This window comes from Mycobacterium sp. ZZG (genome assembly GCF_054786995.1).
The window spans coordinates 45,412-67,816 of sequence record NZ_JBTBFV010000026.1 but is presented as its reverse complement, the minus strand read 5'-3'; the positions used below and the strand labels follow the sequence as shown (position 1 = coordinate 67,816).

Below are 22,405 nucleotides of genomic sequence, written 5' to 3'. Positions count from 1 at the left end.
CCGTCGTCACCGTGCACCGGCGATTCCTCCCGGCCGGACCCAGACCGGCGGGACTTGAAACATGCTGGTAATCAAGGTATTTTATGCACGCCCGGACTGCCACCCTAGGCGCTGACCAGCATTTCGGCTCCGGGGTGCGAGCTGAGCGTGACGAGAACCGTGCCGCTGCCCGTTTCCAACATGGTGTTGGCGTACCCGATGAAGCCGTAGTGCCCGTCGATCGTCGAGACGGCGGTGATCTCCCCGCTACCGGAGGCTCCGGTGTCGAGATTGGACCACCCGGCGGTCACGGTCAGCGAGCAGGATCCGTCGTAGATGCCGGCGTCGTAGTTGATCGAGACCCGGACGCCGTTCTCCACCCGATCGTAGGTCTGGACCGGTGCCACCTGCGCCTCGCCGCTGACGGTGCCCGCGCAGGCCGGGGACGCCACTACCGGAACCGGTGGCAGCTCCGCGTAGGTGTCGGCATGCGCGGCGGCCACCGTCAGCCACGGCACGGTCAGCGCGGCCGCCACCGCGCCAGGAGCTCGCAACCGGGTCATGCCTGTGTCATCGCGGCGGGCCCGCGGGACGTTAGCCCGGGGCGGCCGGGGTGAGCTCGACGCGCAGCGCCCAGTGCTCGTCGAGGATGCGGCGCAGCGCGGCGTCCATCGGGTGCGCCGATGCGAGGTCGTGACCGACTCCGCTGTCCACGACCACCACCGTGCTGTCCGGCAGGTCGGCCTGTTCGGCCTGATCGACGAGCGGATCGAACAACGCCGGCGGCGTGGCCAGGTAGTACAGCGCGTGCGGGGGATTGTTCAGCTCGGCGCCATAGATCAGTCCCTGCTGGGTGACGACGAACAGTTCGGCGACGAACCGGCCGTGACCGACCTCGGCGTGCCCCCAGGCCACTGCCTCGCGGCGGCCCTGTTCCAGCGGGTCCTGAACGGCGTCGGTCAACGTGAACATTCTCTTCACCGGTCCCCCGTCCCACCTGGGGTAGGCGTCCATCGCGGGGCGGAAATACCGTCGGAAGACCTCGCCGAAGAAGTCATACCGTTGCTCGCTCATCGCGGCTCCCTAAATTGGCGACACCTCGAGTGTGCGCGCCGATCGGCGGTCTGACCAGATGCCCTGACGAGAATTCACCGACTTGCCAGGTTCGGTGTGGGGGTACCACGACGAAATCTCCGGAGCGGGGATTCCTGCTCCGGAGATTTCGTCGTCGGCGTCCGGGTCAGTCTTGAGCTGACCGAGAACGCTGGCTTACTTGAACGGGTACGGGTTGTATCCATCCATAGCCAGGTGACCTGCATCGACCGGCAGCGCGATACCCGTGACATGCTCAGCGTCGTCGCTCACGAGGTACAGGATGCCCTTGCTCACGGCATCCGCGGGAAGCATCGATCGATTCTTGAGCAGGTGGAAGTGGCGCACGCTCTCCCACGCCTCCTCGCGAGTACCATCCGCCTTTCCTGCGAATCGCTCGTACTGCGGAGGATTGTTCAGCATGGTCGTGTCGATGGCTCCCGGGCATACCGCGTTGCACCGAACGTTGTAGGGGGCCAGCTCGTTTGCGAAGTTCTTCGTCAGGCCGATGACACCGTGTTTGGTTGCCACATAGTGGGCCAACTGGTACCCGGGTTGAAATCCGTTCACTGACGAGGTGAGAACCATTGCACCGGACTGACGCTCGATCATGTGCGGAGCCACGGCCTTCGCACTACGCCACACGCCGGTCAGATTCACATCGATCATGTCCTGCCACATGTCGTCGGTCATCTCCCAGAAGTTGGCCTGGGAGTAGATGCCGGCATTGGCCACCAGAATGTCGATATGGCCGAACTGGTCGATGCCCTGCTGCACGGCGGCATCGATTTCCGCCTGCTGACGGACATCGGCCTTGACGAACACCGCGCCCCGGCCCAGTGCCTCGACCTCCTTGGCCACACTTTGGAAGTCGTGATCATTGGCGAGTTCGTAGGGCACTGTGCTGATGTCGTCGACGATGTCGATGGCGACGATGTCGGCGCCGGCCTCCGCGAGTGCCAGTGCGTGAGCCCGTCCCTGACCGCGTGCCGCGCCGGTGACGAAGGCGACCTTTCCCTGCAGGTTAGCCATGATTATCCCTTTCATATCTGTTTCTTCTCAATTTTGGCGAGCGATTGAATCGCAGAATTTCGTCGAGAGTTCAGTTATCGAAACCCCTTTCGAGGCGACGGAGTTCATGCATTGCGCACGTCACGTAAACCGTTGCGGGGCCGACTATTTCACGACGTCTGGCCTACGACGGTGCATAGTGAGGGCTACTGCGATGACGACAACGATGCCCATCACCACGTTCTGCAGGTGGGGGTTGACGTTGGTCAGGACCATACCGTTGTTCAGGATCGCAATCACCAGAACGCCGATAATGGAGTTGGCGGCGCCACCAGTGCCGCCGGCAAGACCCGTTCCGCCCATGACGGTGGCCCCGATCGCCAAAAGCAGGAATGGCTCGCCCATCCCAGGGCTCGCGCTGGACGCACGCGTGAGCTGGAGGAGCGCCGCGATGCCAACGAGCAGGCCACTGATCATGAACGCATAGAGTTTGACTTGCGTGACGGGGACCCCGCAGAGCCGGGCGGTGCGTTCATTTCCGCCGATCGCGTACAGGTAGCGACCGAAACGTGTGTAGCGATAGGCCAGAATCGTCACGACGAGCACCGCGATCGCCCACAGGGCAATTCTCGGAAGACCGGCGATCCTGCCCGTGAAGAGATCCGCGAATCCACCCGGCATCAGCGTGATCGGTTGACCGCCGGAGAGGAAGTTGGCGAGACCGTCGAATGCGAAAAGTGTGCCCAACGTGACCAGGAATGACGGCAGCTTTCCGAACGACACCACGGCGCCGTTGAGAAGGCCGCAAACCAGGCCGAGCAGGGGCAGCATCAGCAAGAGGGTGTTGGTTCCGGCATACTCAGCGAGCATTGCTCCGACCACAGCACATAGCGTCAGTGTGGAACCCACCGATAGATCGATGCTGCCGGTGAGGATTACCGTGGTCGAGGCCAGGGTGATCACCAGCAGGACTGACGACGCACTCAGAATGTTCGTCATGTTCTGAAATGACAGGAACACCGGACTGGCCAATGCGAATCCGACGATCAGCGCCGCAAGCACAACTGCGGGACCGAGATTGTCGATCACCTTCAGGGCACGTTCACGCGTGGACGTTGATTCAGTCTTGATTCCGGGAACATGCTGTTCAACAACAGGTTTCAACGAGGTCATGGGTTTCACACCATCCTTGCGATCAGTTGCGCCTCGGACGGCTTGGCCTCCGGGGCGGCGGGTAGGGTGTCGGTTACGACGCCGCTGTTCATGACGACCAGTCGGTTGGATAGACCAATGATTTCGAGCAGGTCATCGCTAATGAGAAGGATGGCAACGCCGTTATCAGCCAGGTCTCGCATTACGTCGTAAATCTCTTCTTTGGCGCCGGCATCGACACCTCTGGTCGGGTTGTCCAGAATGAGCAGCTCCGCTCCGGTCGCCAGCCACCTCGCGAGTAGCGCCTTCTGTTGGTTGCCACCACTGAGAGATGTGATGGGGGAGCTGTGCGACTTGGTCTTGATGCGCAACCTGGCGATGAGTTCGACGGCGGTGCGACGTTCAGACCTTCGTTTGACAAGCGGCTTTCCCACGGTGGTGTAACTACCGACAGTGATGTTCTGCCCGACAGAGAAGGTCTCGATCATTCCGTCGAGTTTGCGGTCCGCACTGACATAACCGATGCCCTTGCGTACCGAGGTCCGGGGAGAGTCTTGAGACAGAGCCTTACCCTTGTACTCGACAATGCCACTGCTGATCTTCGAACCACCGAAGATGGCGCGACCGAGAAGGTTCTTGCCGGATCCCAGAACCCCGGCAACTCCCACGATTTCGCCTTCCCTCACAGACAGGCTGACATCGCGGAAATGCTTGTCGTCACTGAGCGATTGGACGCGTAGCACTTCAACATCATTTGGTTCGCGTTGACGGTCCTCTCGGTAGAAGCTCCCTTTGCGCTCTCGCCCCACCATGCGGTAGTGCAACTCGTCTTCGGTGAGAGCGTCTGCGGCCGCTTCACCGACGAGCTCCCCGTCTTTCATGATGACGATGCGGTCACTCCACCCAATGAGCTCCGGTAGCCGGTGAGATACGAAAACCATCGCGCTCTGCTGACGTACGGTGTCGATCAGTCGGTGAAGGAATTCAACTTCCTCCCCGGACAGCGAGGTCGTCGGCTCATCGAGCAACACGATCGGCTCGTCGTAACCGAGCAGGCGTGCCAGCGCGAAGGCTTTCAGGATCTCCACGAGCTGTTGGGCCGGGAACGGTAGATCACCGACGCGGGCGGACACATCGATCCAGTCATGGCCGTATTCGTGCATGATTTCGCGCGCGTGCTGGATTGCCGCGTTGCGGTCGAGCACCCCGGCTCGCGAGAACAGGGACTCATGCCCAAGGAACAGGTTCTCCCATACCGTCATGTTGGGTAAAAGGGCCAGCTCTTGGAACACTCGGAACACGCCGTGACTGTTGGCCTCCTTGTACGACCGCATTGTCACCGTGTTTCCACGGATCGACAATGTGCCGGCGTCGGCTGAGTCGGTGCCACTGATGATGTTGAGCAAGGTCGACTTGCCCGCCCCGTTTTCGCCGATCAGGCCGACCACTTCCCCGCGTCGAACTGAGAACGAGACATTCTTGAGGGCATGCACAGGTCCGAAAGTTCTTGTCAGACCTTTGACCTCGAGCAAGAACCCAGCGCTTGGAGCGTCGCCGCGTTCAAAGGTGTCGGCATTGCTGGAAACCATCATCACGTTTCTCTTTCAGCCCCAGAGGGAGAGCTCGGCCCCGCCGTCGCCGCACAGCTTGCGGACATCAGCAAACGGATCGGACTTGTAATGGCTGCGGTACAGTTCGGCGGTGCGGTCGAGTTCGCCGCTTTCGTAAGCCTGGCGGTACGCCTCCGGAATCACGTAGCCGGCAGGCTTCGGCCGCTGTAGCGCGAAGTAGGACTCAAACTCGATGGGCGCCATCAGATTTTGTGGGTCCCAGTCATCGGGGTGGAGGGCTTTGGACATCTTCGCGTAATCGAACGGGAACTGGGAGCCGCTGTACATCAGCTTCTGATACGCATCGGCGGCTTTGTCCGTGTCAACGATGAAGCCGCCTGAGAACATCATTCGCTCAGACGCGGAGAGTTTGACCCCTGCGAGTGCATCGTATGCCTTGACCATCAACGCGGCGCCGAGCCAGGCGCCGTGGTGCGCCCATGTCGCGAAGGCGACTTCCGGTCGGCTTTGCATCGCCTTGAGAAAGTCGGGTATCGCGTCGATGCCGGTGACCGGCACTGTCATACCGCGAGCGTTGAGAGCATTGACCACCGCGACGGCCGAGTCGTCGTTCTGACAGAAGATGCCCTTGACGTTCGGGTGAGCGGTGAGCAGCGACTCGATCACCGGTGTTGTTGATCCGCGATCGAATTCACCTGGCTGGCGGGCGACCATATTGATGTTCGGGAACTTCTTCAGCGCGGCGTCAACGCCGACGGTGCGGGTGATGTCGACACTGTTTCCGGGGACACCGGTGATGTGAATGAGTTCTCCGGCCCCGCCCATCTTCTTGAAGAGCTTCTCGGCCAGAGTCTGAGCACCCACGATGTTGTTCGGTGTGACGAACGTGTAGAACTTGTCGCCTATGTCGAACGGGGTGGTCCACGGGGCAAGATTCCACCCCAGCACCGTAAAGATGTTCTCTCGTTGTGCCATACGCAGGATTTCCGGGGAGATGCCCGGGTCGGCCAACATCGAGCTGATGGCATTGACCTTCTGAGAAGGCGCCGCCTGGTACATGGCGATGACCTTCTCGTTGTTGAACTCGTCGACTTGCTGCTTACGCGTGATGCGGAAGACCGCCGCGGCTTCTTCGGAACCCTGCGACCAGCCCTGGAAGTAGGCGTTGTTGAGGGTGTAGAACTGGTCGGTCACCGTCCAGCCGTGTTCGCCGACACCTTCGGCGGCGGTGGGTACCGCACGGGTGGTGTTGCTACCGCCGCATGCCGACAGAAGTCCACCGAAGGCGAGGGCGCCTCCTGCAACGGCGGTGCCGCGAAGCATGTTTCTCCGCGAAATGATGAATTGTCCGGGATCGCGATCTCGTTGCGACATCGGGGTTCCTCCAAGCTTATTGGTCAGGTTCAGTGATTCGAGTTCGGCTGGTACGAAAGTGGTGTCGGCGTGCTTACTTGCGTGAGCCGTTGGTCGAGGCCGCGTTACGAAGCGTTTTGAGCAGCCGCATGTTCTCGGTGATTGCGATTTCGGTGGGAATACGTTCGACTGACGAGGCCCCAAAGAATCCGGCCACGCCGGTGGTGCGGTCGAGAACGTAATTGATGTCGTCGGGCTCGGCGATGGGGCCGCCATGGCACAGCACAACTACGTCATCCCGGATGGCGACCGCCTCGTCCCGGATCGCCTGGACCTCCTCTACGCATTGATCCAGCGTCTTGGCCGTCTTTGCACCGATGGTTCCTGCTGTCGTCAAACCCATGTGCGCGACCAGAATGTCTGCTCCGGCCCTTGTCATATTCGCTGCGTCGATGGGATCGAAGACATAGGGCGACGTGAGAAGCCCGAGACCATGAGCTTTGGCAATCATCTGCACCTCGAGATCGAAGCCCATGCCGGTTTCCTCGAGGTTCTGCCGGAAGGCGCCATCAATCAGACCGACGGTCGGGAAATTCTGCACTCCGGCGAAGCCGAGCCGCTGCAGCTCCCGCAGGAACACGTCCATGTCCCTGAAGGGGTCGGTACCGCAAACCCCGGCCAGCACAGGGACATTGCGCACCGCGGGTAGGACCTCCCGCGCCATGTCCACCACGACGGCGTTGGCGTCCCCGTACGGAAGAAGCCCAGCGAGCGAGCCACGGCCGGCCATACGGTATCGACCCGAGTTGTAGATGATCAACAGATCGGCTCCGCCGGCCTCAGCACATTTGGCCGAGATACCGGTGCCCGCTCCGGCGCCGATGATGGGGCGCCCCGCGGCGATCTCCTCGTGCAGTCGAGCCATGATCTGGTTCATAAACGTGCCATCTCCTTGAAGGTTGCTACCGCGGTTCGTTGAAGAAAAGGGGGGCGCGGACTAGGGTTTCGGGCGGTGTGTCCGCCATCACACGATGTACCACTTATGTACCGGATGTCAAGGGCTCGCGCCAGAACGGTGGCCGAAAAGAAGTTTTGCCCGAAAACGGTCCGCGGCGGGTACATATCTGGTACATCTAAGGCGTACTCGGCGCTTCAGCCCACAGCCCCTTCCCCCACTCATCAGCGCCGGTGCCGCTTGAAGCCGACCAGAAAGAAAGGCTCACCATGGAGTATCGACAGCTGCTGCGCGAAGGCCGAATCAACGGGATGCGTACGAAGAACCGGATCATCGCGGGCCCGATGGAAAAGGCCATGGCGAATCGGGATGGAAGTTTGAATCAGCGCTACATCGACTACGTCGTCGAGCGTGCGCGTGGCGGGGCCGGACTCATCAACGTCGAATCGACGTATGTCGATCCGCGTGGGTTGGGCAATCCCTTTCAGATCGGATGCCACGACGACCACGTTGTGCCGCAGTTGACTCGGCTCGCCACCCTTCTGCATGACGAGGGTGCCAAACTCTCGATGGAGCTCTACTTCGCGGGCCGACAGTCAGCATCGACGGCGAGCCTGCGGCAACCCTTGGCGCCATCGGTCGTGCCGTGCACGTTTTTCGACCCGGTACCTATCCCGCGAGAGATGACCCTCGAGGACATCCGGGAAGTCGTTCAGGCCTTCGCGCGCGCCGCCCAGAGGTGCGTGGACGCAGGAGTGGACATGATCCATCTGCACGGCGCGCACGGCTACGTGCTGGGCCAGTTCCTGTCGCCATGGAGCAATCAGCGCACAGATGAGTACGGAGGAAGCGAAGAGAACCGTGCCCGTCTGGCCCTAGAGGTGCTCGCGGCGGTCCGCGAGGTTGTGGGTCCGGATTACCCGATCGGATACCGCATCTCGCTCGACGAGTTCCTGGAGGGAGGCCTCACTCCCGAACTCACGATTCCTTTCTGTCTGCGGCTCGTTGACGCAGGCATTGATCTGTTGGACGTCACGGGTGGGATCTATGAGACCGGCGGTCAGATTTTCCACGGTCCAGAGCAGCGGCGCGGCGGATTCGTTGCCATGGCGGCCGAGTTGAAGCGAGCGGTGCAAGGCCGCGTTCCGGTGAGTGTCACCCAGAAGCTCGGTGATCCCGACTTCGCTGAAGAGGTGATGGCGCGAGAAGATTTCGACTACATCTCGATGACGCGCGCCTTCCATGCCGATCCACACTTCGTGCGCAAGATTCAAGAAGGCCGGCCCGCCGACATCAACCGCTGTATCGGATGCCACACCTGCTTGAACCTCTTCTTTGGCCGCAAGGTGGCACATTGCGCCGTTAATCCACATACGACTTTCGAACGAACCCGCGCGATTCGGCCGGCCGGACGACGCCGCGATGTTGTCGTGGTGGGAGGTGGTCCCGGAGGGATGACTGCCGCACGCATTCTGGCGCGTCAAGGTCACCACGTGACCCTTTACGAAGCCTCGTCTCAGTTGGGAGGGCAGCTCAACCATGCCTCGAAGGTGGCCGAAGATTACGGGTACTTTGTCACATGGCTGACGCATCAGATGGACAAGCTACACGTCGACGTGCGTCTCAATCAGCAAGTGACAGTTGACGATCTGCTGAACATGCCTGTCGACGCGGTGGTCATCGCCACAGGCGCTGCGGGCGGGCATGACTACGCCGGCGGTGACCATGGTGTTCCCAGCTATACGCTCTTCGACGCCTTCAACCGGCCGGCGCAGGAATGGGACGGGAGCATCGTCGTCTCGGGAGCAGACGCGGAAAGTTGCTACCTGACGCTCCACCTTGCCACCAGCGGTGCGCACATCACCTTGGTCGACCCGAACGCGGAGTTGGCAGTGAACAAGGACAATCCAGCGCGCGGACTTCTTCAAGCCCAGATCGAAGCGCTGCCGAACGTCGAGTTCCTTCCCGAAAGCACTACCGAGGAGATCGGAACCGGGTTCGTTCGCATCCAACAGAAGGGCGAGTACCGGACGCTCAAAGCGGACTCGGTCGTCATCGGAGGTCGTGTCGCCGAGAATTCGCTCTATGAGTCCCTCATGGCCCGCGATCACACATTGGAGGTTCATCAGGTGGGCGACTGTGTGCGCCCACGCGACATCCACGACGCTGTGCATGAGGCGGCGCTGGCCGCGGAAGAGATCCGGGTGCGTCTTGACGCCGACGCCCTTCGCCCGGTGCCCTGACCAGGCTGAGCCGCACTGGTTTCGCCGGCGGCCGGCATTGGCCGCCGCCGGCGAAACCGCCCAGCGGGAACGCGCTCCTTCCGACGGCACGCCTCACACGGGCCCCTACGGTGCCAGCAAAACTGTTAGTGTTGTACCAATAGTGTGCCGAGGCTAGGCTGAGCTATCAGGACCTGGGGTGGGTACAGGCAACGAGGGGGTAGGAGGCCGGGTGACTGGTCAACGACGGTTCGCTGATCTCGACATTTCACTCCGCGATGCACTGGAGTCCGTGGACTCACGCTCCAGGAAGGATTTGCGGACACGGCTCGCTGCGACACTGAGAAGTTGGATCGCAAGCCAGCAGGTGGGCGAACTTCTGCCCTCAGTTCGAAGCGTGGCGGAGACCGTTGGTGTCCATCGCGCGACCGTGCACGCCGCATTCGCCGCGCTGGAAAGCGAAGGGTTGGTGGCGAGGAAAGAGAACGGTCGATTCGTCTGCGCGTCGGCGACCCCGCAGAGCGTCGACGCCTTACTCGCTGAGGCCGCGGACGCCGCGCTGCGAAGTGGGATGTCGGAGGAGGATTTCACCGCCCTTGCTCGCAGATCATTCGAGAACCGGTCCATCCACGAGGTTCGTGTCGTGTTCGTCCGTCACGAATCGGACTTCGCCATCGACGCCGAACTGTTGTCGCACTTACTTGCCCACCCTGTCCAAGCAGTAACACTCGACGCCGTTGAACCCACGCCCAACACCGTGTTCGTCGCTACCGTCGCACACGTGTCCGCCGTGCGAGCCCGCGTCAGCGGCGTCAACGACACCTTCTCAGTAGGCCTCGCTCTGGATACCGATCTACGACTGGCGGTGTGCGAGCTACCGACGGCGGCCCGCGTTGGGATCGCGACTCACGACGACTCGGAATACCGCTACGTATGTCGCCGACTCGCTGAAATCCGGCCCGACTTGCAGGTTGAGCTGACTGGCCGCGATTCCCTTTCGAAGGAGTGCGAGTTGCGTCTGGACGTCCTGCTACATTCCGCCGACGTCCCGGCCCCCTCGACCGACGACCGCGTTGCACTTCGCCAATATCGCACTGGAATCACCTCGAACGAACTCGCCTTCCTCAAGGCCAGATTGATGACGCCGGACTCGGCCAAGGCGACGGCGGACGGCTTCAATCGGCAGAGGACGGAATCAGCGATCGACTGACTGCCGTTGACGACGATTCACGTTTGAAGTTGACGCGCGTGTGCCAGCGCACGCGCGAGGATCGGAAACGCCGCGGAGCGCACCTCAGGCCGCAAGCCGAGGTTGATGCGGAATCTGCCCGGCATTCCGAAGCAAATTCCTCCTGGCGCCAGCAACAGTCCGTACTCTTCGGCGACGCTGTTACACCACGCATCCGCATTGGGCACGTGGATGGCCGGAAAGGCGGTAGTACCGCCGTCGGGAAGGCAAAGGTCTACCAGTCCCGGCTCATGGTCGACCAGAGCGGCGAACTCAGCGAAACTGTCGTAGATCAGCGAGCGGGCCCGACCTAAGAGTGCATCGGCGTTCCGCAATGCCAAAATTGCTATCGGTTCAGACGTAGTCGACGGCATTCGTGACGTCCACCGCTGCATGGATCGCACATCGTCGACCAGCAACGTGGGGCCGGCGACCCAACCCAAACGGAGTCCGGGCAACCCGTGGACCTTCGACAGGCTACCGATTGAGACTCCGTTGGGCACAAGCGAAGCCACAGGCAAAGGTACTGCGGGGACACCCATGGGCACACCCCGAAATACTTCGTCGACGATCAGCAAGCCGCCGTGACGGGCGAGCTCTTGCGCGAGACGTGTCAGGGATTCCGCAGGGACGACTTGGCCCGTTGGGGTCTGTGGAGAACTCAGAAAGGCTGCTGCGGTGTTCGGCCGGATATGAGGCAGGATGTCGTCCACAGACAGGGGCGGTGGCACGAATGTGACATCGACACCGCTCGCACGCGCGATCGAGACTACGCTTTCGTGACTGGGCAGCGAGACTATGACATGCCGGTCCGAAACGCACAACAGACGCGCCACTGTCGCCAGCGCGTCACCGGCTCCGGAGCTGATAGCAACGTTGTCCGGTATCAAGCCGGGCATCCCACTGACCACGGCCTCGCGCAGCTCGACACTTCCACCAGTGGGTCCGTAATCGAATACCGTTGTCGGGTTGATGAACTCGGTGGTGTCGACGTCGGTCAGCACAGCCAGCTCGTGCAGCGACATCGGCGCGACGACGCTGGAACTGAGAACGTGCGAGGCGACGGATCTGTATGGCGCTGACCACGCCGTGTGGCCGAACGGAATCTCTTCAAGTGACATCTTGCGTTCTCCCAACGTCCTTGCGCTTGCCCTCAATCAATCGTGAGGACTGCAGATGCGGTGCAACCATGCTCGGAGAACAGGGCCGCGGGCGCGGTCTCAACCTGTTCCACGTTGTAGACACTGCGAACGACAATTGTTCCATCGTGGCTCCGAGATACCGCGTATTTTCCCGAAACCGACGGTGTGGGATCCAGGCATACCAGTCTCCAAGTGGGTTCGTGGTGAGCGAACCACACAGGCCGGCGACATATGTCGCAATGCCCCCGTTCCATGGCACAGTCCCCCTAGAGCCGAGCGCGCCCTGCCGGCGAGCTGGCCTTGAGTTTGCGCATCTGCCCGGTAATTGCTTCTTCGGTCGGGATCCTCTCGACGCTTGATGCGCCGAAGAACCCACTCACACCCTGGGTCCGGTCAAGGACGTATTGCACATCCGCCGGTTCGACAATCGGCCCGCCGTGACAAAGCACGAGAATGTCGGAGTCGACAGCGCGCCCCGCTTCGGCGATCGCTTGAACGGCCGTCACGCACTCGTCGAGCGATCTCGATGTTTGGGCTCCGATCGTGCCGGACCGGGTCAACCCCATATGCGCCACGAGGATATCGGCGCCGGCCTCTGCCATGGCTTTGGCGTCGTCAGGTGTGAACACATAGGGAGCCGTGAGCAGACCCAACTCACTGGCATGCCGCACCATCTCGACTTCCAGGCTGTAGCTCATACCGGTCTCCTCCAGGTTCAGGCGGAAGGTACCGTCAATCAATCCGACAGTGGGAAAGTTCTGCACTCCGGCGAAACCGAGGTCAGCGAGTTGGCGCAAGAACACACCCATGTCGCGAAAGGGATCGGTGCCGCAGACGCCGGCCAGGACCGGAGTGTGGTCTACAACAGTGAGGATCTCGCGGGCCATATCCAAGACCACCGCATTGGCATCGCCGTAGGGCATGAGGCCCGACAGCGATCCACGTCCGGCCATCCTGTAGCGACCGGAGTTGTAGATGACGATCAGGTCTGCTCCACCAGCTTCGGCACACTTGGCGGACAGCCCGGTTCCAGCGCCCGCGCCGATGATCACGCGTCCTGTCGCGATCTCATCTCGCAGGACACGTAACACGCGACCGCTCATGAATGCCTTTCGCGAATATCTGGATACGCCACCTGCATCAGATCGTGTAGCCGCGACGCCATTGCGACGCCGAACTCGGGATCATTCAGAGTCATGTCGAGCACTTCCAGCGGAATCTCGGGGTTGAGATTCTCTGACAGCGCCTTCTCAAGTGCTGCGTCGGCTTCGGGCCAGAAGAAACTCCCGCCTTCCACGTCAATGCCCGACACTCCCCGTAACGGAAAATACACCGCCGAAGGCCCAGTCGCGGCATTAACCTTCGACGCAATTTCCTTACCGATCAGCTCGTTTTCCGACGGAGTGGTCCGCATCAAGGTAACCGTAGCATTGTGCCGATGGAATCGACGTGTCGAAAACCTCTCTGGCACAGTATCTTCTGGGCCGAAGTTCACCATATCGACGGCTCCGACGGAAACGACCTGCGGTATACCGCGCCGTCCAGCGGCCGTCAGGCGATCCGGTCCGGCGGAAAAGACACCGCCCACGAGGTTGTCGGCCAACTCGGTGGTGGTTGTGTCCAACATGCCGTCCACAAGTCCGGCATCGATGAGGCCTTCGAGCGCCTGGCCGCCCGCCCCCGTGGCATGAAACACGAGAACTTCATACCCACGAGCCTCGAGGTACTCACGGGCGGCAGTGACGCAAGGAGTGGTGAGGCCGAACATGGTCGCTCCGATAACGCGCCCATGACCCGAGCTCGGCACTTCAGTGCGTTTCGCCAGTCCGGCCGCTGCAGCCGCGGCGTTGTTGAGGATCTTCGCGCTGATCCGATTGATTCCGGCGATATCCACTATCGAGTTCATCATGGTGATATCGGTATTGCCCACGTAGGCCCGCGTGTCTCCAGAGGCAACGGTAGACACAAGGAGTTTCGGCGTGCCTACCGGCAACTCGCGCATCGCGGCGCTGACAAGAGTCGAACCTCCCGTGCCCCCAAGCCCGGCGACCGCATCGAGATGGCCTTCGGCGTGGAGTCGCCGCAGAAGAACGCCCGCGCCTGCCGCCATCTTGTTGAGTGCTTCGGCACGGTCTCCACGCTCGCGAAGCTCCGTGAGCGACGTTCCCGCAAGCTCAGCGACTACTTGGTTACTGTGATCGGCTTCTATCCCGACGGGATCCTGCACGCCGGCATCAATAACGATCACATCAACGCCATTGTCGTACAGCCGATCTCGCAAGTACGCATACTCGCGACCCTTCGTGTCGAGCGAACCGACCAGCACTATCTTCTTCACCTTGCCTCCAATTCGTAACTAAGCCATTGCGGGTTCACTACGCGGGTTCACATGTGCTCACAGTTGCGGCGGCGGCGCCCGTAATCCACGCGAGAAGGGTGGCGCCGGGGCGTACGACTAAGCCCGTTCTCCGGTGCCGAACGAAGGGGCGCGCCACATCACGCGCGTGCCTGCCTTGGCGCTGAAGATGCAGCTGCGCAGCTAGCGCGCCGAAACACGTCGCACTGCAGGGTTTTCGGCGACATCGATACTCTCCAACCTGGTTCACAAGCAAAAGGTCGCAAGCTGCCGGCTCCATCCGCAGGCCCCGCAAGGGAAGCGGTCGAGCCGGCCATGCTTCTTCACGTTGTGTGACGTGGATCATTATGTACCGAAAGTGTGCCGTTAGACAAGGGGCCTCGCCTCTCGCTGGCGCCGTTGCGGCGATTTTTGATAAACGACCAAGATTTCGGACCTCTTGTGGAATAGTTCTGGTACACCTCAGTTGGACGATGCAGCTGACCCGCGGCGCGACGAGCGTTTCCTCGGCTGACCGCGCAGATCAGCCCTTCCTCCCCGGAGGGTGTTCTGTCAGCTTGTCCGGGAAGCCCAGGAAATAAGCCGACGGTGGCCTGAACCGCAGGCGTGGTGGCTGTGAGCGTTCGCCGTCGCCGCCGACCTTCCCGCTTCACTTCCCACTGGACGGACCCGAACACGAAGGTGTAGGAAACGGATGAACATATGGAAGGCAGTGCACATCACTCTGCCCGCCACGCTTACTGCTCACGAGATTTCGGATCATGTCATCGCGCAGATCCGCATCATCGCCACGGAGGCAGGCGAATTTGTCAACGGAGTTCGCGTGGGCCTTCCGATTTCCCGGAGCGACGGGTGGTGTATCTGGACTGCGTCGTACTTGCCGGGCCCACCTACGGCGTTCCCCGCATCCGTGACCGCCAGTGGCGAGCCACGTATCGGAAGCGAATGACGCAGCTTGAACTCGGTCAGAACTCGCTGAGGTAGGTCAGCACCGCGAGGACTCGGCGGTCGCCGTCGTCGGAGAGCGGGAGCTTCGCGAAGATGCCGCCGACGTGCTTGCGCACCGCCGCCTCGGACACGACGAGCCGCTGTGCGATCTGGGCGTTGGTCAGGCCCTGGGCCATGAGTCCGAGGACTTCCTCCTCGCGGGGTGTCAGCGCCGACAGCACGCCTTTCCTGCGCGAGGCGCCGACGAGGGCGACGACGATATCAGGGTCGATGATCATGGATCCGGCGGCGATGTCACGGACCGCGTCGAGGAAGTGGCGGACATGCGCGACTCGGTCTTTGAGGAGGTAGCCGAGACCGCCGCGGCCGGTGTCAGCGGTGCGATCGAGCAGTTGGTCCAGTGAGCCCACCGAGGTGTATTGCGACAGGATGACCACCGGAAGGCCGGGTGTGGCCCGCCGGAGTTCGATCGCAATCCCGATGCCCTCATCGGTGTGCGTAGGCGGCATCCGGACGTCGGTGATCACCACGTCCGGGGCATGAGTCCGCGCCGCGGCGCGCAGCTCGTCGGCCGATTCGACCGCCGCGCACACCTTATGGCCGTCCGATTCCAGGACGCTGACGATCCCGGCGCGCAGCAGCGGGGCGTCCTCGGCGAGGACGATCCTCAGAGGGTCACGACCGTCTCTCGTCACACCGGGCATCGCATGCTCACCTCGGTGGGTCCGCCAGTGGGGCTCGAGATCGTCAGTGTGCCGTTGCCGGCCTCGACGCGAGCGATCAAGGTGGCCAGCCCCCGGCCGGGACGGAGCACGGCGCCGCCGCATCCGTCGTCGCGAATCGTGAGCCGCCACAGGTCCTCATGCCGTCCGGCGGTGAGGGTGACGGTCGACGCCGAAGCGTGTTTGACGATGTTCGTCAGCGCCTCGTTGAGCACTAGGTAGGCGGTGTGCTCGACCGCCGGCGGCAGGCGCCGGGGGACCTCGGTATCGCCGAAGGCGACGTGGACCGGCAACGGGTAGGGGCCGACCAGGTCGGTGACGGCCGCGATCAGACCGTGCTCGGTGAGTGCCCGGGGCATGATGCCGAGCAGCACCGAACGCAGTTCGGCAGCGATGTCGTCGACCTGGCGGTGCGCGTCGGCGGCCAGACGGCCCGTGTCGTCGTCGCCGTGGGCGTTCTCGGCGATCCCTAGCGTCAGGGCCAGCGCCACCAGCCGGTGCTGCACACGGTCGTGCAGGTCGCTCTCGATGCGCCGGCGCTCCTGTTCGACCGCGGTCAACAGCGCGGTCCGGGATTGCTCGAGCCGGGCCACTTCGCGTTGCAACGCCTGCGGATCGGTCAGCGCGGCACCGGCGAGCTGCCCCAGCGCGGCGGCGTAGGCGCCGACCAGATAGGCCGTCAGGATCAGGAATCCGGCGCCCAGCAGCGCCGCGATCCACGCCTCGCCGGAGCTGTCGACCAACCACAGCGCGACGTTGATCGGCTCGCCCGGCCGGACCAGCCACGGCGCGGCCACCATCACGGTGGTCAGAATCGCCAGGAAGCCCACCATCACCACGCCCAGCGGTCCGGTGATCAACGCGGTGAACAGCACATAGCCGACCTGACGCGGGGTTGGCAGGCGCTGCTCGGCACGGGCCCCGGCCAGGTCGCCGCGGATGCGTTCCGCGGTCTGTTCGTCGATCAGCGACAGGCGGGCGCATTCCACCTCCAACAGCGGCGACGACACCGCGTTACGCAACGAACGCGACACTCCCAGAACTAGTGTCAACGGCATACCGACGATCAGAACGGCGCTCAGTACCCCACCGAACAACGTGCACACCAGTGCCCGCCAGGGCCACGCCGACAGCAGATACCGCGGCCCCGACGCCATCGCAGCGCCCAACGACGGAGCCGGAGCCAGGACCATCATGCGAGTTTAGGTCCACCGGTATTCCGGCTGATCACGATCACCGTGACGAAGGGCAGCAGGCCGACGCACAGCAGGAATGTGGTGTCGTTGATGCCGACAGTGTCGCCGAAGACGTGGAGCATGCCGGCCGAGGCGACGAGATTGCTACCGGCGTGCAGCATCGCGCCCGGCCAGACCGAGTCGGTCGCCGACCACAGCCAGCCGATGAGGAACTCCAGCAGAATGCTCAGCGGCAGCCACCACAGCATGCTCCAAATCGCCTCTGCCGCAACGGTTCCGCCGCCGAAGTAGCCGACCCAGGGTAACGGCCAATGCCACACCCCCCAGATGAGGCCGGTCAGAAAAGTGGTAGCGACCGGGCGTCCGGGCACCAACCGGTCCCGCAGATACGCCGTCCACCCATACTCCTCACCCCAGAAGATCGGCGCCGTCACCACGCATACGGCCGGCCCGGCTGCCAGATACACCCACGCGGCGGTGCTCATCTCGAACTGCTGCGGCGACCACATTCCGGCGAGCACCGCGACGGCCACGGCGAGAAGCAGCACTGCCCACGGAATGGTCGTGGCGGCGAGGTAATACGGCCAGGACGACCGCCAGTTCGGGCGCAGACCGGAATCGGCGAAACCCTGTCGGGTGATCCACCGCCGGACCACGCACGCCGCGATGGCCGGCACGAAGGCCGCGGTGGCCAGCTGGGTCAGCGGGTTGTCGAGCGATCCACCGAGGAGATGCACCACCGTCCACGGAATCCACGCTCCGGGGAACGCGAGGCCCAAAAACCAGCGGACGCCACGGCGCCGCTGTTCTGGCGGTTCGCGCAGCGCGATCTCGACGGGGTTACGGCAGCCGGTCGTCGATGAGGCATTCATCCCTTGAGTCCACCGGAGCACGGGTCCCACGTCGGTCACCTGCGCGCCCGGCTGACGGTAGCGCGTGCGCTACCGTCGGCGGCGTCGGCCGCGCCGGAATCCTCGGCGCTGCCCGGCTACTGCGACGGCGGGAAGTCCTCGACGATGGCCGCGGCAGACTCGCCGATAATCGCGCGCATCGCCTGTTCGGCCTGCTCCTCCTCGCCCATCCTGATCGCCCGTGCCACTTCGTCGTGCAAGGCGATCGCCGCAATGTTGGGCTTCTCCGGCATCATGCCGTGATGGGTGCGACCGGCGAGTACCTCGGCAACCACCCCGGTCAGCGCCCGGAACATCTCGTTTCCGCTGGCCTCAAGCAGAGTCTGATGAAACAGCTTGTCCGCGTTGAGGTAGGCGTCCAGATCACCGGTCCGCCCGTGCACCACCATGTCCGACACCGCCGTCGCCATGATCCGGCACTGGTGCGGACTGGCCCGCCGCGCGGCCAGCGCCGCCGCCGCCGGTTCGAACCCCAGCCGCAGTTCCGAGAGTGAAACCAGTTGCGCGCTACGGTCGCCCACGTCCAGCCGCCACCGGATCACCACGGGGTCGAAGACATTCCACCTATCCGCGGGCTGGACGGTGATCCCGACCCGGCGCCGCGATTCGACCATGCCCATGGACTCCAGCACCCGGACCGCCTCCCGCGCGACGCTGCGGGACACCCCGTGCTCGGCGCTGACGCCCTCGAGTGTGAGAACCCCGCCGGCCGGGTACCGCCCGGACACGATGCCGGTGCCCAGCGCAGTCACCAGACTGCCGTGGAGCGCGCCTGCATACGGCCGATCGAGCACTGGTTGATCATGCCAGACCGACCGGAGGCCCGAAAAGAGCTACTGATTCCTGAAACGCTATTGCAATGATCTGATCATTGATGGACACTGTGTGACGTCACACACACTGATAGGGCAGAGGTCATGGCCGTTCCGATCGTCGTCATGGGAGTCTCCGGCTCCGGAAAGTCGACCGTGGGCGCCGCGCTGGCGCAGCGCCTGCGCGTCCCGTTCGCCGACGCCGACGACTTCCATCCGCCGGCCAACATCGCGAAGATGTCGGCCGGCCACCCGCTGAACGACGACGACCGCTATCCCTGGCTGGAGTCGATCGGCCAGTGGCTGGCCGGCCACCCCGACGGCGGGGTGATGAGCTGCTCCGCCTTGAAGCGCTCGTACCGGGATCAGCTGCGCCGGCACTGCCCTGACATCGAGTTCCTGCACCTGGCCGGCTCCGTCGAGACGATCGGCAGGCGGCAGGCCAGCAGGCCCGGGCACTTCATGCCCGCCAACCTGTTGCAGTCCCAGTTCCAGACGCTGGAACCGCTGGAGCCCGATGAGCGCGGTATCGCCATCGACGTCGACCAGAGTATCGACGCCATCGTCGAACGCTTCGTCAGCACAACGCATTCCCCAACAGCCGAGGAGGATTCCCAATGATTCGAGGCAATGACAGCACTGCGGTGAGGGGGCGTCGTGGAGGCGATTGATCCGGCATACGGGACCGGTACGCTGCTGCTGATCGCCGCGGCCGCGGTCGCGCTGCTGCTGTTCCTCATCATCAAGGTCAGACTGCACGCCTTCATCGCCCTGGTGCTGGTGAGCCTGCTGACCGCGCTGGCCGCCGGGATCCCGGTGGCCGACGTCCCGAGCGCGCTGACGTTCGGCTTCTCCAACACCCTCGGCTCGGTGGCCCTGCTCGTCGGCTTCGGTGTCATGATCGGCCGGCTCCTCGAGGTGACCGGTGGCGCACAGGTTCTCGCCGACACCCTCATCGGCCGGTTCGGCGAAAAGCGCGCACCGTTCGCTCTCGGTGTCGCCGCGCTGCTGTTCGGCTTCCCGATCTTCTTCGACGCCGGGCTGGTCGTCTTCCTTCCCATCATCATGACCGTCGCCCGGCGCTTCGGCGGATCGCTTCTGCTGTACGCGTTCCCGGCCGCAGGCGCCTTCGCGGCGATGCACGCCCTGGTCCCACCGCACCCCGGTCCGGTTGCGGCAGCCGAACTCCTCGGCGCCAACATCGGCCTCACCCTGCTCGTCGGGGCCCCTGTCGCGGTCGCGTCCTGGTACGTCGGCGCCTTCCTGGTGTCCCAGGTGATGGGCAGGCGGGTGCACGTCGACATCCCTACGTCGTTGTTCGGTGAGATGAACGGCGGCCGCGACACCGACACCGACGAAGCCACGGGTGCCGGCGCCACCGCGACCGCCACCCGCACCGCCCCCGCCTTTGGGACGGTGCTCGGGGTGTTGCTGTTGCCGTTCGTCCTGATCTCGTTCAACACCGTCGTCGACACACTCATGACTGCCGGGGTGATCGAGGAGGGTGCGACGTGGGCCGAGTACCTCAAGTTGATCGGCACCACCTCGATCGCGCTGCTGATCACCGTGATCGTGGCGATCCTGGTGCTGGGGTTGCGCGGCCGGTCAATGGCCACCGTCACCGACATCCTCGACAAAGCCCTCGGCCCGATCTGCGCGATCATCCTGATCACGGGCGCCGGAGGCATGTTCGGCGGAGTGCTGCGGCTCAGCGGAATCGGTGACGCGCTGAGCGGTTCACTGTCCAATCTCGGGATCTCGCTGATCCTGCAGGCGTTCGTGATCTCCACGCTGCTGCGTGTGGCGCAGGGCTCGGCGACCGTCGCGTTGACGACCACCGCCGGTCTGCTCAGTGCCGCCGTGGCCGCCGCCGAGCTGAGCAATCTCCAGCTCACGGCGCTGGTGATGGCGATCGCGGCCGGTGCCACGGTCCTGTCCCATGTCAACGACTCCGGTTTCTGGTTGGTGAGCCGGTTCTTCGGCATGGACGTCAAGACCACCCTCAAGACGTGGACGGTGATGGAGACGACCCTGGGGCTCAGCGCGTTCGTGATCAGCCTCGGATTGTGGGCGCTGGCCTGACCGCTGGACCGGCAGCTGCTCGTGGATCAACACCGGGAAATGAAAGCGTCAGCTCAATTCCAGGTCGGTCCAGCGCTTTTCAACGGCTGACCGGGTCGTGTCCGGGGTCGGCAAGCAGGGCGAGATCGGCTCGCGTCGGTGCAGCCTCCCAGTCACCGGGCGTAGTGCAGGCGAGCGCGCCACAGGCGGAGGCCACGTCCAGACACGAGCTCAGATCAGAGCCTCGCGTCGACTCGGCCAGCCAGCCCGCCACGAACGCGTCGCCGGCGCCGACGGTGTCCACCACCGTCACCCGGTGTGCGTCGCGGGACAGGCGGGTGCCGGTGCCCGTTGCCGCCACCGCACCCTGCGACCCACACTTCACCACAACCTGATCCGGGCCCAACGCGAGCAGAGCATCGAGCTGCCGCTGCCGATCGTGCTCACCGGTCACCAGCTGCGCTTCGTCCTCACCGGCGAACACGATGTGCGCTCGCGTGATGAGGTCGCGGTAGATGAGGACGGCGTCGGCGGTGTCGGCCCACAGACCGGCGCGGTGGTTGACGTCGAAAGAGATCCTCGCACCGGCCCGCCCGGCGTGGTCGATGACGCTGTGCAGCGCGGCCAACGGCCGCTCACCCAGCGCCGCGGTGATGCCGGTGACGTGGACGATCCCGGCACGGCCGATGATCTCGGCGGGGATATCGCTCGGGCACAACCTGCTGCCGGCGTGGCCGCGCCGGTAATAGGTGATACGGCTCGCTGCAGGCCGGGGACGTTCTTTGAGCATCAGCGCTGTCGAGACGTCGTGGTCCACTGTCACATGGGTTTCCACCATCTCAGCGCGCAGCTCACGCAGGATCAGCTCGCCCAGTGCATCGGCGCCCACTCGACCTATCCACGCGGCCGTGCCGCCCAGACGGGCGACGCCGATCGCGACATTGCTCTCGGCGCCCCCGAATCCGATCCGCATCCTGTTGACTCGGCACAGACTCCCCACATCGTCGGCGGTGAGCAGGCCCAGCGACTCACCTGCCGTCACCACGTCCAACCGGTGGGTGCTCACCGCGGGCGGACCGACTCGGCCGCGGCCACCGCTTGTCGGCAGGCCTGCGCCACCGCAGCGCGACCCCTATCCGCACGGGCAGTGATCCAGCTGCCGCTGACCGCGAAAACCGTGGGTAAACAGAGATATTCGCTCAGATTGCTTGGACCCACACCGCCGGACGGCATGAAGTGCACGTCGGGATAGACCTGCGAGTACGACCGCAGGCAGGCCGCCGTATCCACAGCACCGGCCGGGAAGAGCTTGAGGTGGTCAAGCCCCAGACGTACGGCCGCCTGCACTTCGGACGGCGTCATCACGCCCGGGATCACCGGGACGCCGGCGTGCCGAGCCACCTCGATGACATCCGGGTCCAGCCCGGGTGAAACCACGAATCGTGCACCCGCCTCGAGGGCTTCGTGAGCCTGCGCGGTGCTGCGTACGGTACCGGCGCCGACCAGCAGATCACCGCGTCGCGTCAACCGCCGTATCGCAGGGATGCCGTGCTGACCCCGCAAGGCCACCTCGACCACCGGCAAACCGCCATCGACGAGTCCGGCGCCGATGTCATCGACATGACCGATGTCCGCTATGGATGCCAGCGGAATCACGTTGTGCGAGAAGAGCAGATCAGTAGGCTGCATACCGT

General features: G+C 63.6%; 20 protein-coding genes. 4 read left to right on the top strand and 16 right to left on the bottom strand.

Annotation, left to right across the window (positions count from 1 at the left end; all coding sequences use genetic code 11):
• Positions 1-104: 104 nt before the first annotated feature.
• From ACXMYJ_RS16085 to ACXMYJ_RS16055, 7 genes are all read right to left on the bottom strand, one after another.
• On the bottom strand, positions 105-542 hold the full coding sequence (locus tag ACXMYJ_RS16085) for a hypothetical protein (RefSeq protein WP_260756013.1): 438 nt from the start codon (positions 540-542) through the stop codon (positions 105-107).
• Between the two features lie 31 nt (positions 543-573).
• Positions 574-1,053, bottom strand: coding sequence for a glucose-6-phosphate dehydrogenase (locus tag ACXMYJ_RS16080; RefSeq protein ID WP_260756014.1), 480 nt, complete (start codon positions 1,051-1,053; stop codon positions 574-576).
• Between the two features lie 195 nt (positions 1,054-1,248).
• Positions 1,249-2,103 (bottom strand): mycofactocin-coupled SDR family oxidoreductase, encoded by an 855-nt coding sequence (locus tag ACXMYJ_RS16075; protein WP_260757872.1) that lies wholly within the window; start codon positions 2,101-2,103, stop codon positions 1,249-1,251.
• A 144-nt stretch (positions 2,104-2,247) separates the two neighbouring features.
• Complete coding sequence (locus ACXMYJ_RS16070; RefSeq protein WP_443188281.1) at positions 2,248-3,255, bottom strand: ABC transporter permease; 1,008 nt, start codon at positions 3,253-3,255, stop codon at positions 2,248-2,250.
• 5 nt (positions 3,256-3,260) lie between these two features.
• Positions 3,261-4,826, bottom strand: coding sequence for a sugar ABC transporter ATP-binding protein (locus ACXMYJ_RS16065; RefSeq protein WP_443188280.1), 1,566 nt, complete (start codon positions 4,824-4,826; stop codon positions 3,261-3,263).
• A gap of 12 nt (positions 4,827-4,838) precedes the next feature.
• The gene (locus ACXMYJ_RS16060; protein WP_443188279.1) at positions 4,839-6,179 is read right to left on the bottom strand and encodes a sugar ABC transporter substrate-binding protein; all 1,341 of its coding nucleotides are present in this window, start codon (positions 6,177-6,179) and stop codon (positions 4,839-4,841) included.
• A gap of 73 nt (positions 6,180-6,252) precedes the next feature.
• Positions 6,253-7,095, bottom strand: coding sequence for a phosphoenolpyruvate hydrolase family protein (locus ACXMYJ_RS16055; protein WP_443188278.1), 843 nt, complete (start codon positions 7,093-7,095; stop codon positions 6,253-6,255).
• Positions 7,096-7,346: 251 nt separating this feature from the next.
• Here ACXMYJ_RS16055 and ACXMYJ_RS16050 point away from each other — a divergent pair, with 251 nt between their 5' ends.
• Together ACXMYJ_RS16050 and ACXMYJ_RS16045 are read left to right on the top strand one after the other, a co-directional pair.
• On the top strand, positions 7,347-9,356 hold the full coding sequence (locus ACXMYJ_RS16050; RefSeq protein ID WP_260756022.1) for an FAD-dependent oxidoreductase: 2,010 nt from the start codon (positions 7,347-7,349) through the stop codon (positions 9,354-9,356).
• A gap of 178 nt (positions 9,357-9,534) precedes the next feature.
• Positions 9,535-10,545 (top strand): GntR family transcriptional regulator, encoded by a 1,011-nt coding sequence (locus ACXMYJ_RS16045; protein ID WP_443188277.1) that lies wholly within the window; start codon positions 9,535-9,537, stop codon positions 10,543-10,545.
• A 17-nt stretch (positions 10,546-10,562) separates the two neighbouring features.
• On the opposite strand, the gene ACXMYJ_RS16040 is transcribed toward ACXMYJ_RS16045, so the two are convergent.
• The 7 genes from ACXMYJ_RS16040 to ACXMYJ_RS16010 form a co-directional block, all read right to left on the bottom strand.
• Positions 10,563-11,684 (bottom strand): aminotransferase class I/II-fold pyridoxal phosphate-dependent enzyme, encoded by a 1,122-nt coding sequence (locus tag ACXMYJ_RS16040; RefSeq protein WP_443188276.1) that lies wholly within the window; start codon positions 11,682-11,684, stop codon positions 10,563-10,565.
• Positions 11,685-11,971: 287 nt separating this feature from the next.
• Positions 11,972-12,808, bottom strand: a complete 837-nt coding sequence (locus ACXMYJ_RS16035; protein WP_260756024.1) for a phosphoenolpyruvate hydrolase family protein — start codon at positions 12,806-12,808, stop codon at positions 11,972-11,974.
• The gene (locus ACXMYJ_RS16030; protein WP_260756025.1) at positions 12,805-14,043 is read right to left on the bottom strand and encodes a Tm-1-like ATP-binding domain-containing protein; all 1,239 of its coding nucleotides are present in this window, start codon (positions 14,041-14,043) and stop codon (positions 12,805-12,807) included. Before ACXMYJ_RS16030 ends, ACXMYJ_RS16035 begins: the two co-directional genes overlap by 4 nt.
• A gap of 983 nt (positions 14,044-15,026) precedes the next feature.
• Positions 15,027-15,704 carry a response regulator transcription factor gene (locus ACXMYJ_RS16025; RefSeq protein WP_443188275.1) on the bottom strand — a complete coding sequence of 226 codons (678 nt, stop codon included), beginning with the start codon at positions 15,702-15,704 and terminating at the stop codon, positions 15,027-15,029.
• Positions 15,701-16,924 (bottom strand): sensor histidine kinase, encoded by a 1,224-nt coding sequence (locus ACXMYJ_RS16020; protein ID WP_260756027.1) that lies wholly within the window; start codon positions 16,922-16,924, stop codon positions 15,701-15,703. The genes ACXMYJ_RS16025 and ACXMYJ_RS16020 overlap by 4 nt, the downstream gene beginning before the upstream one ends.
• Positions 16,924-17,799 (bottom strand): CPBP family intramembrane glutamic endopeptidase, encoded by an 876-nt coding sequence (locus ACXMYJ_RS16015; protein ID WP_260756028.1) that lies wholly within the window; start codon positions 17,797-17,799, stop codon positions 16,924-16,926. Before ACXMYJ_RS16015 ends, ACXMYJ_RS16020 begins: the two co-directional genes overlap by 1 nt.
• Before the next feature lie 116 nt (positions 17,800-17,915).
• The gene (locus ACXMYJ_RS16010; protein ID WP_260756029.1) at positions 17,916-18,632 is read right to left on the bottom strand and encodes a FadR/GntR family transcriptional regulator; all 717 of its coding nucleotides are present in this window, start codon (positions 18,630-18,632) and stop codon (positions 17,916-17,918) included.
• A gap of 123 nt (positions 18,633-18,755) precedes the next feature.
• Between ACXMYJ_RS16010 and ACXMYJ_RS16005 the strand changes: the two genes are divergently transcribed.
• Both ACXMYJ_RS16005 and ACXMYJ_RS16000 read left to right on the top strand, forming a co-directional pair.
• Complete coding sequence (locus ACXMYJ_RS16005) at positions 18,756-19,271, top strand: gluconokinase (RefSeq protein WP_260756030.1); 516 nt, start codon at positions 18,756-18,758, stop codon at positions 19,269-19,271.
• Between the two features lie 36 nt (positions 19,272-19,307).
• Positions 19,308-20,732: a GntP family permease gene (locus ACXMYJ_RS16000; protein WP_260756031.1), complete on the top strand. Its 1,425-nt coding sequence runs from the start codon at positions 19,308-19,310 to the stop codon at positions 20,730-20,732.
• A gap of 79 nt (positions 20,733-20,811) precedes the next feature.
• Here ACXMYJ_RS16000 and ACXMYJ_RS15995 read toward each other — a convergent pair whose 3' ends face one another.
• Together ACXMYJ_RS15995 and ACXMYJ_RS15990 are read right to left on the bottom strand one after the other, a co-directional pair.
• A complete protein-coding gene (locus ACXMYJ_RS15995) occupies positions 20,812-21,777 on the bottom strand; it encodes a sugar kinase (RefSeq protein WP_260756032.1) in 966 nt (321 codons plus the stop codon).
• Positions 21,774-22,400: a bifunctional 4-hydroxy-2-oxoglutarate aldolase/2-dehydro-3-deoxy-phosphogluconate aldolase gene (locus tag ACXMYJ_RS15990; protein WP_260756033.1), complete on the bottom strand. Its 627-nt coding sequence runs from the start codon at positions 22,398-22,400 to the stop codon at positions 21,774-21,776. The genes ACXMYJ_RS15995 and ACXMYJ_RS15990 overlap by 4 nt, the downstream gene beginning before the upstream one ends.
• Between the last annotated feature and the right edge of the window lie 5 nt (positions 22,401-22,405).

Coding starts and splice junctions, on each gene's coding strand:
- ACXMYJ_RS16040 (WP_443188276.1), bottom strand. CDS start 11,684: ATGTCACTTGAAGAGATTCCGTTCGGCCACACGGCGTGGTCAGCGCCA.
- ACXMYJ_RS15990 (WP_260756033.1), bottom strand. CDS start 22,400: ATGCAGCCTACTGATCTGCTCTTCTCGCACAACGTGATTCCGCTGGCA.
- ACXMYJ_RS16020 (WP_260756027.1), bottom strand. CDS start 16,924: ATGGTCCTGGCTCCGGCTCCGTCGTTGGGCGCTGCGATGGCGTCGGGG.
- ACXMYJ_RS16005 (WP_260756030.1), top strand. CDS start 18,756: ATGGCCGTTCCGATCGTCGTCATGGGAGTCTCCGGCTCCGGAAAGTCG.
- ACXMYJ_RS16070 (WP_443188281.1), bottom strand. CDS start 3,255: ATGACCTCGTTGAAACCTGTTGTTGAACAGCATGTTCCCGGAATCAAG.
- ACXMYJ_RS16075 (WP_260757872.1), bottom strand. CDS start 2,103: ATGGCTAACCTGCAGGGAAAGGTCGCCTTCGTCACCGGCGCGGCACGC.
- ACXMYJ_RS16060 (WP_443188279.1), bottom strand. CDS start 6,179: ATGTCGCAACGAGATCGCGATCCCGGACAATTCATCATTTCGCGGAGA.
- ACXMYJ_RS16065 (WP_443188280.1), bottom strand. CDS start 4,826: ATGATGGTTTCCAGCAATGCCGACACCTTTGAACGCGGCGACGCTCCA.
- ACXMYJ_RS16055 (WP_443188278.1), bottom strand. CDS start 7,095: ATGAACCAGATCATGGCTCGACTGCACGAGGAGATCGCCGCGGGGCGC.
- ACXMYJ_RS16080 (WP_260756014.1), bottom strand. CDS start 1,053: ATGAGCGAGCAACGGTATGACTTCTTCGGCGAGGTCTTCCGACGGTAT.
- ACXMYJ_RS16035 (WP_260756024.1), bottom strand. CDS start 12,808: ATGAGCGGTCGCGTGTTACGTGTCCTGCGAGATGAGATCGCGACAGGA.
- ACXMYJ_RS16085 (WP_260756013.1), bottom strand. CDS start 542: ATGACCCGGTTGCGAGCTCCTGGCGCGGTGGCGGCCGCGCTGACCGTG.
- ACXMYJ_RS16015 (WP_260756028.1), bottom strand. CDS start 17,799: ATGAATGCCTCATCGACGACCGGCTGCCGTAACCCCGTCGAGATCGCG.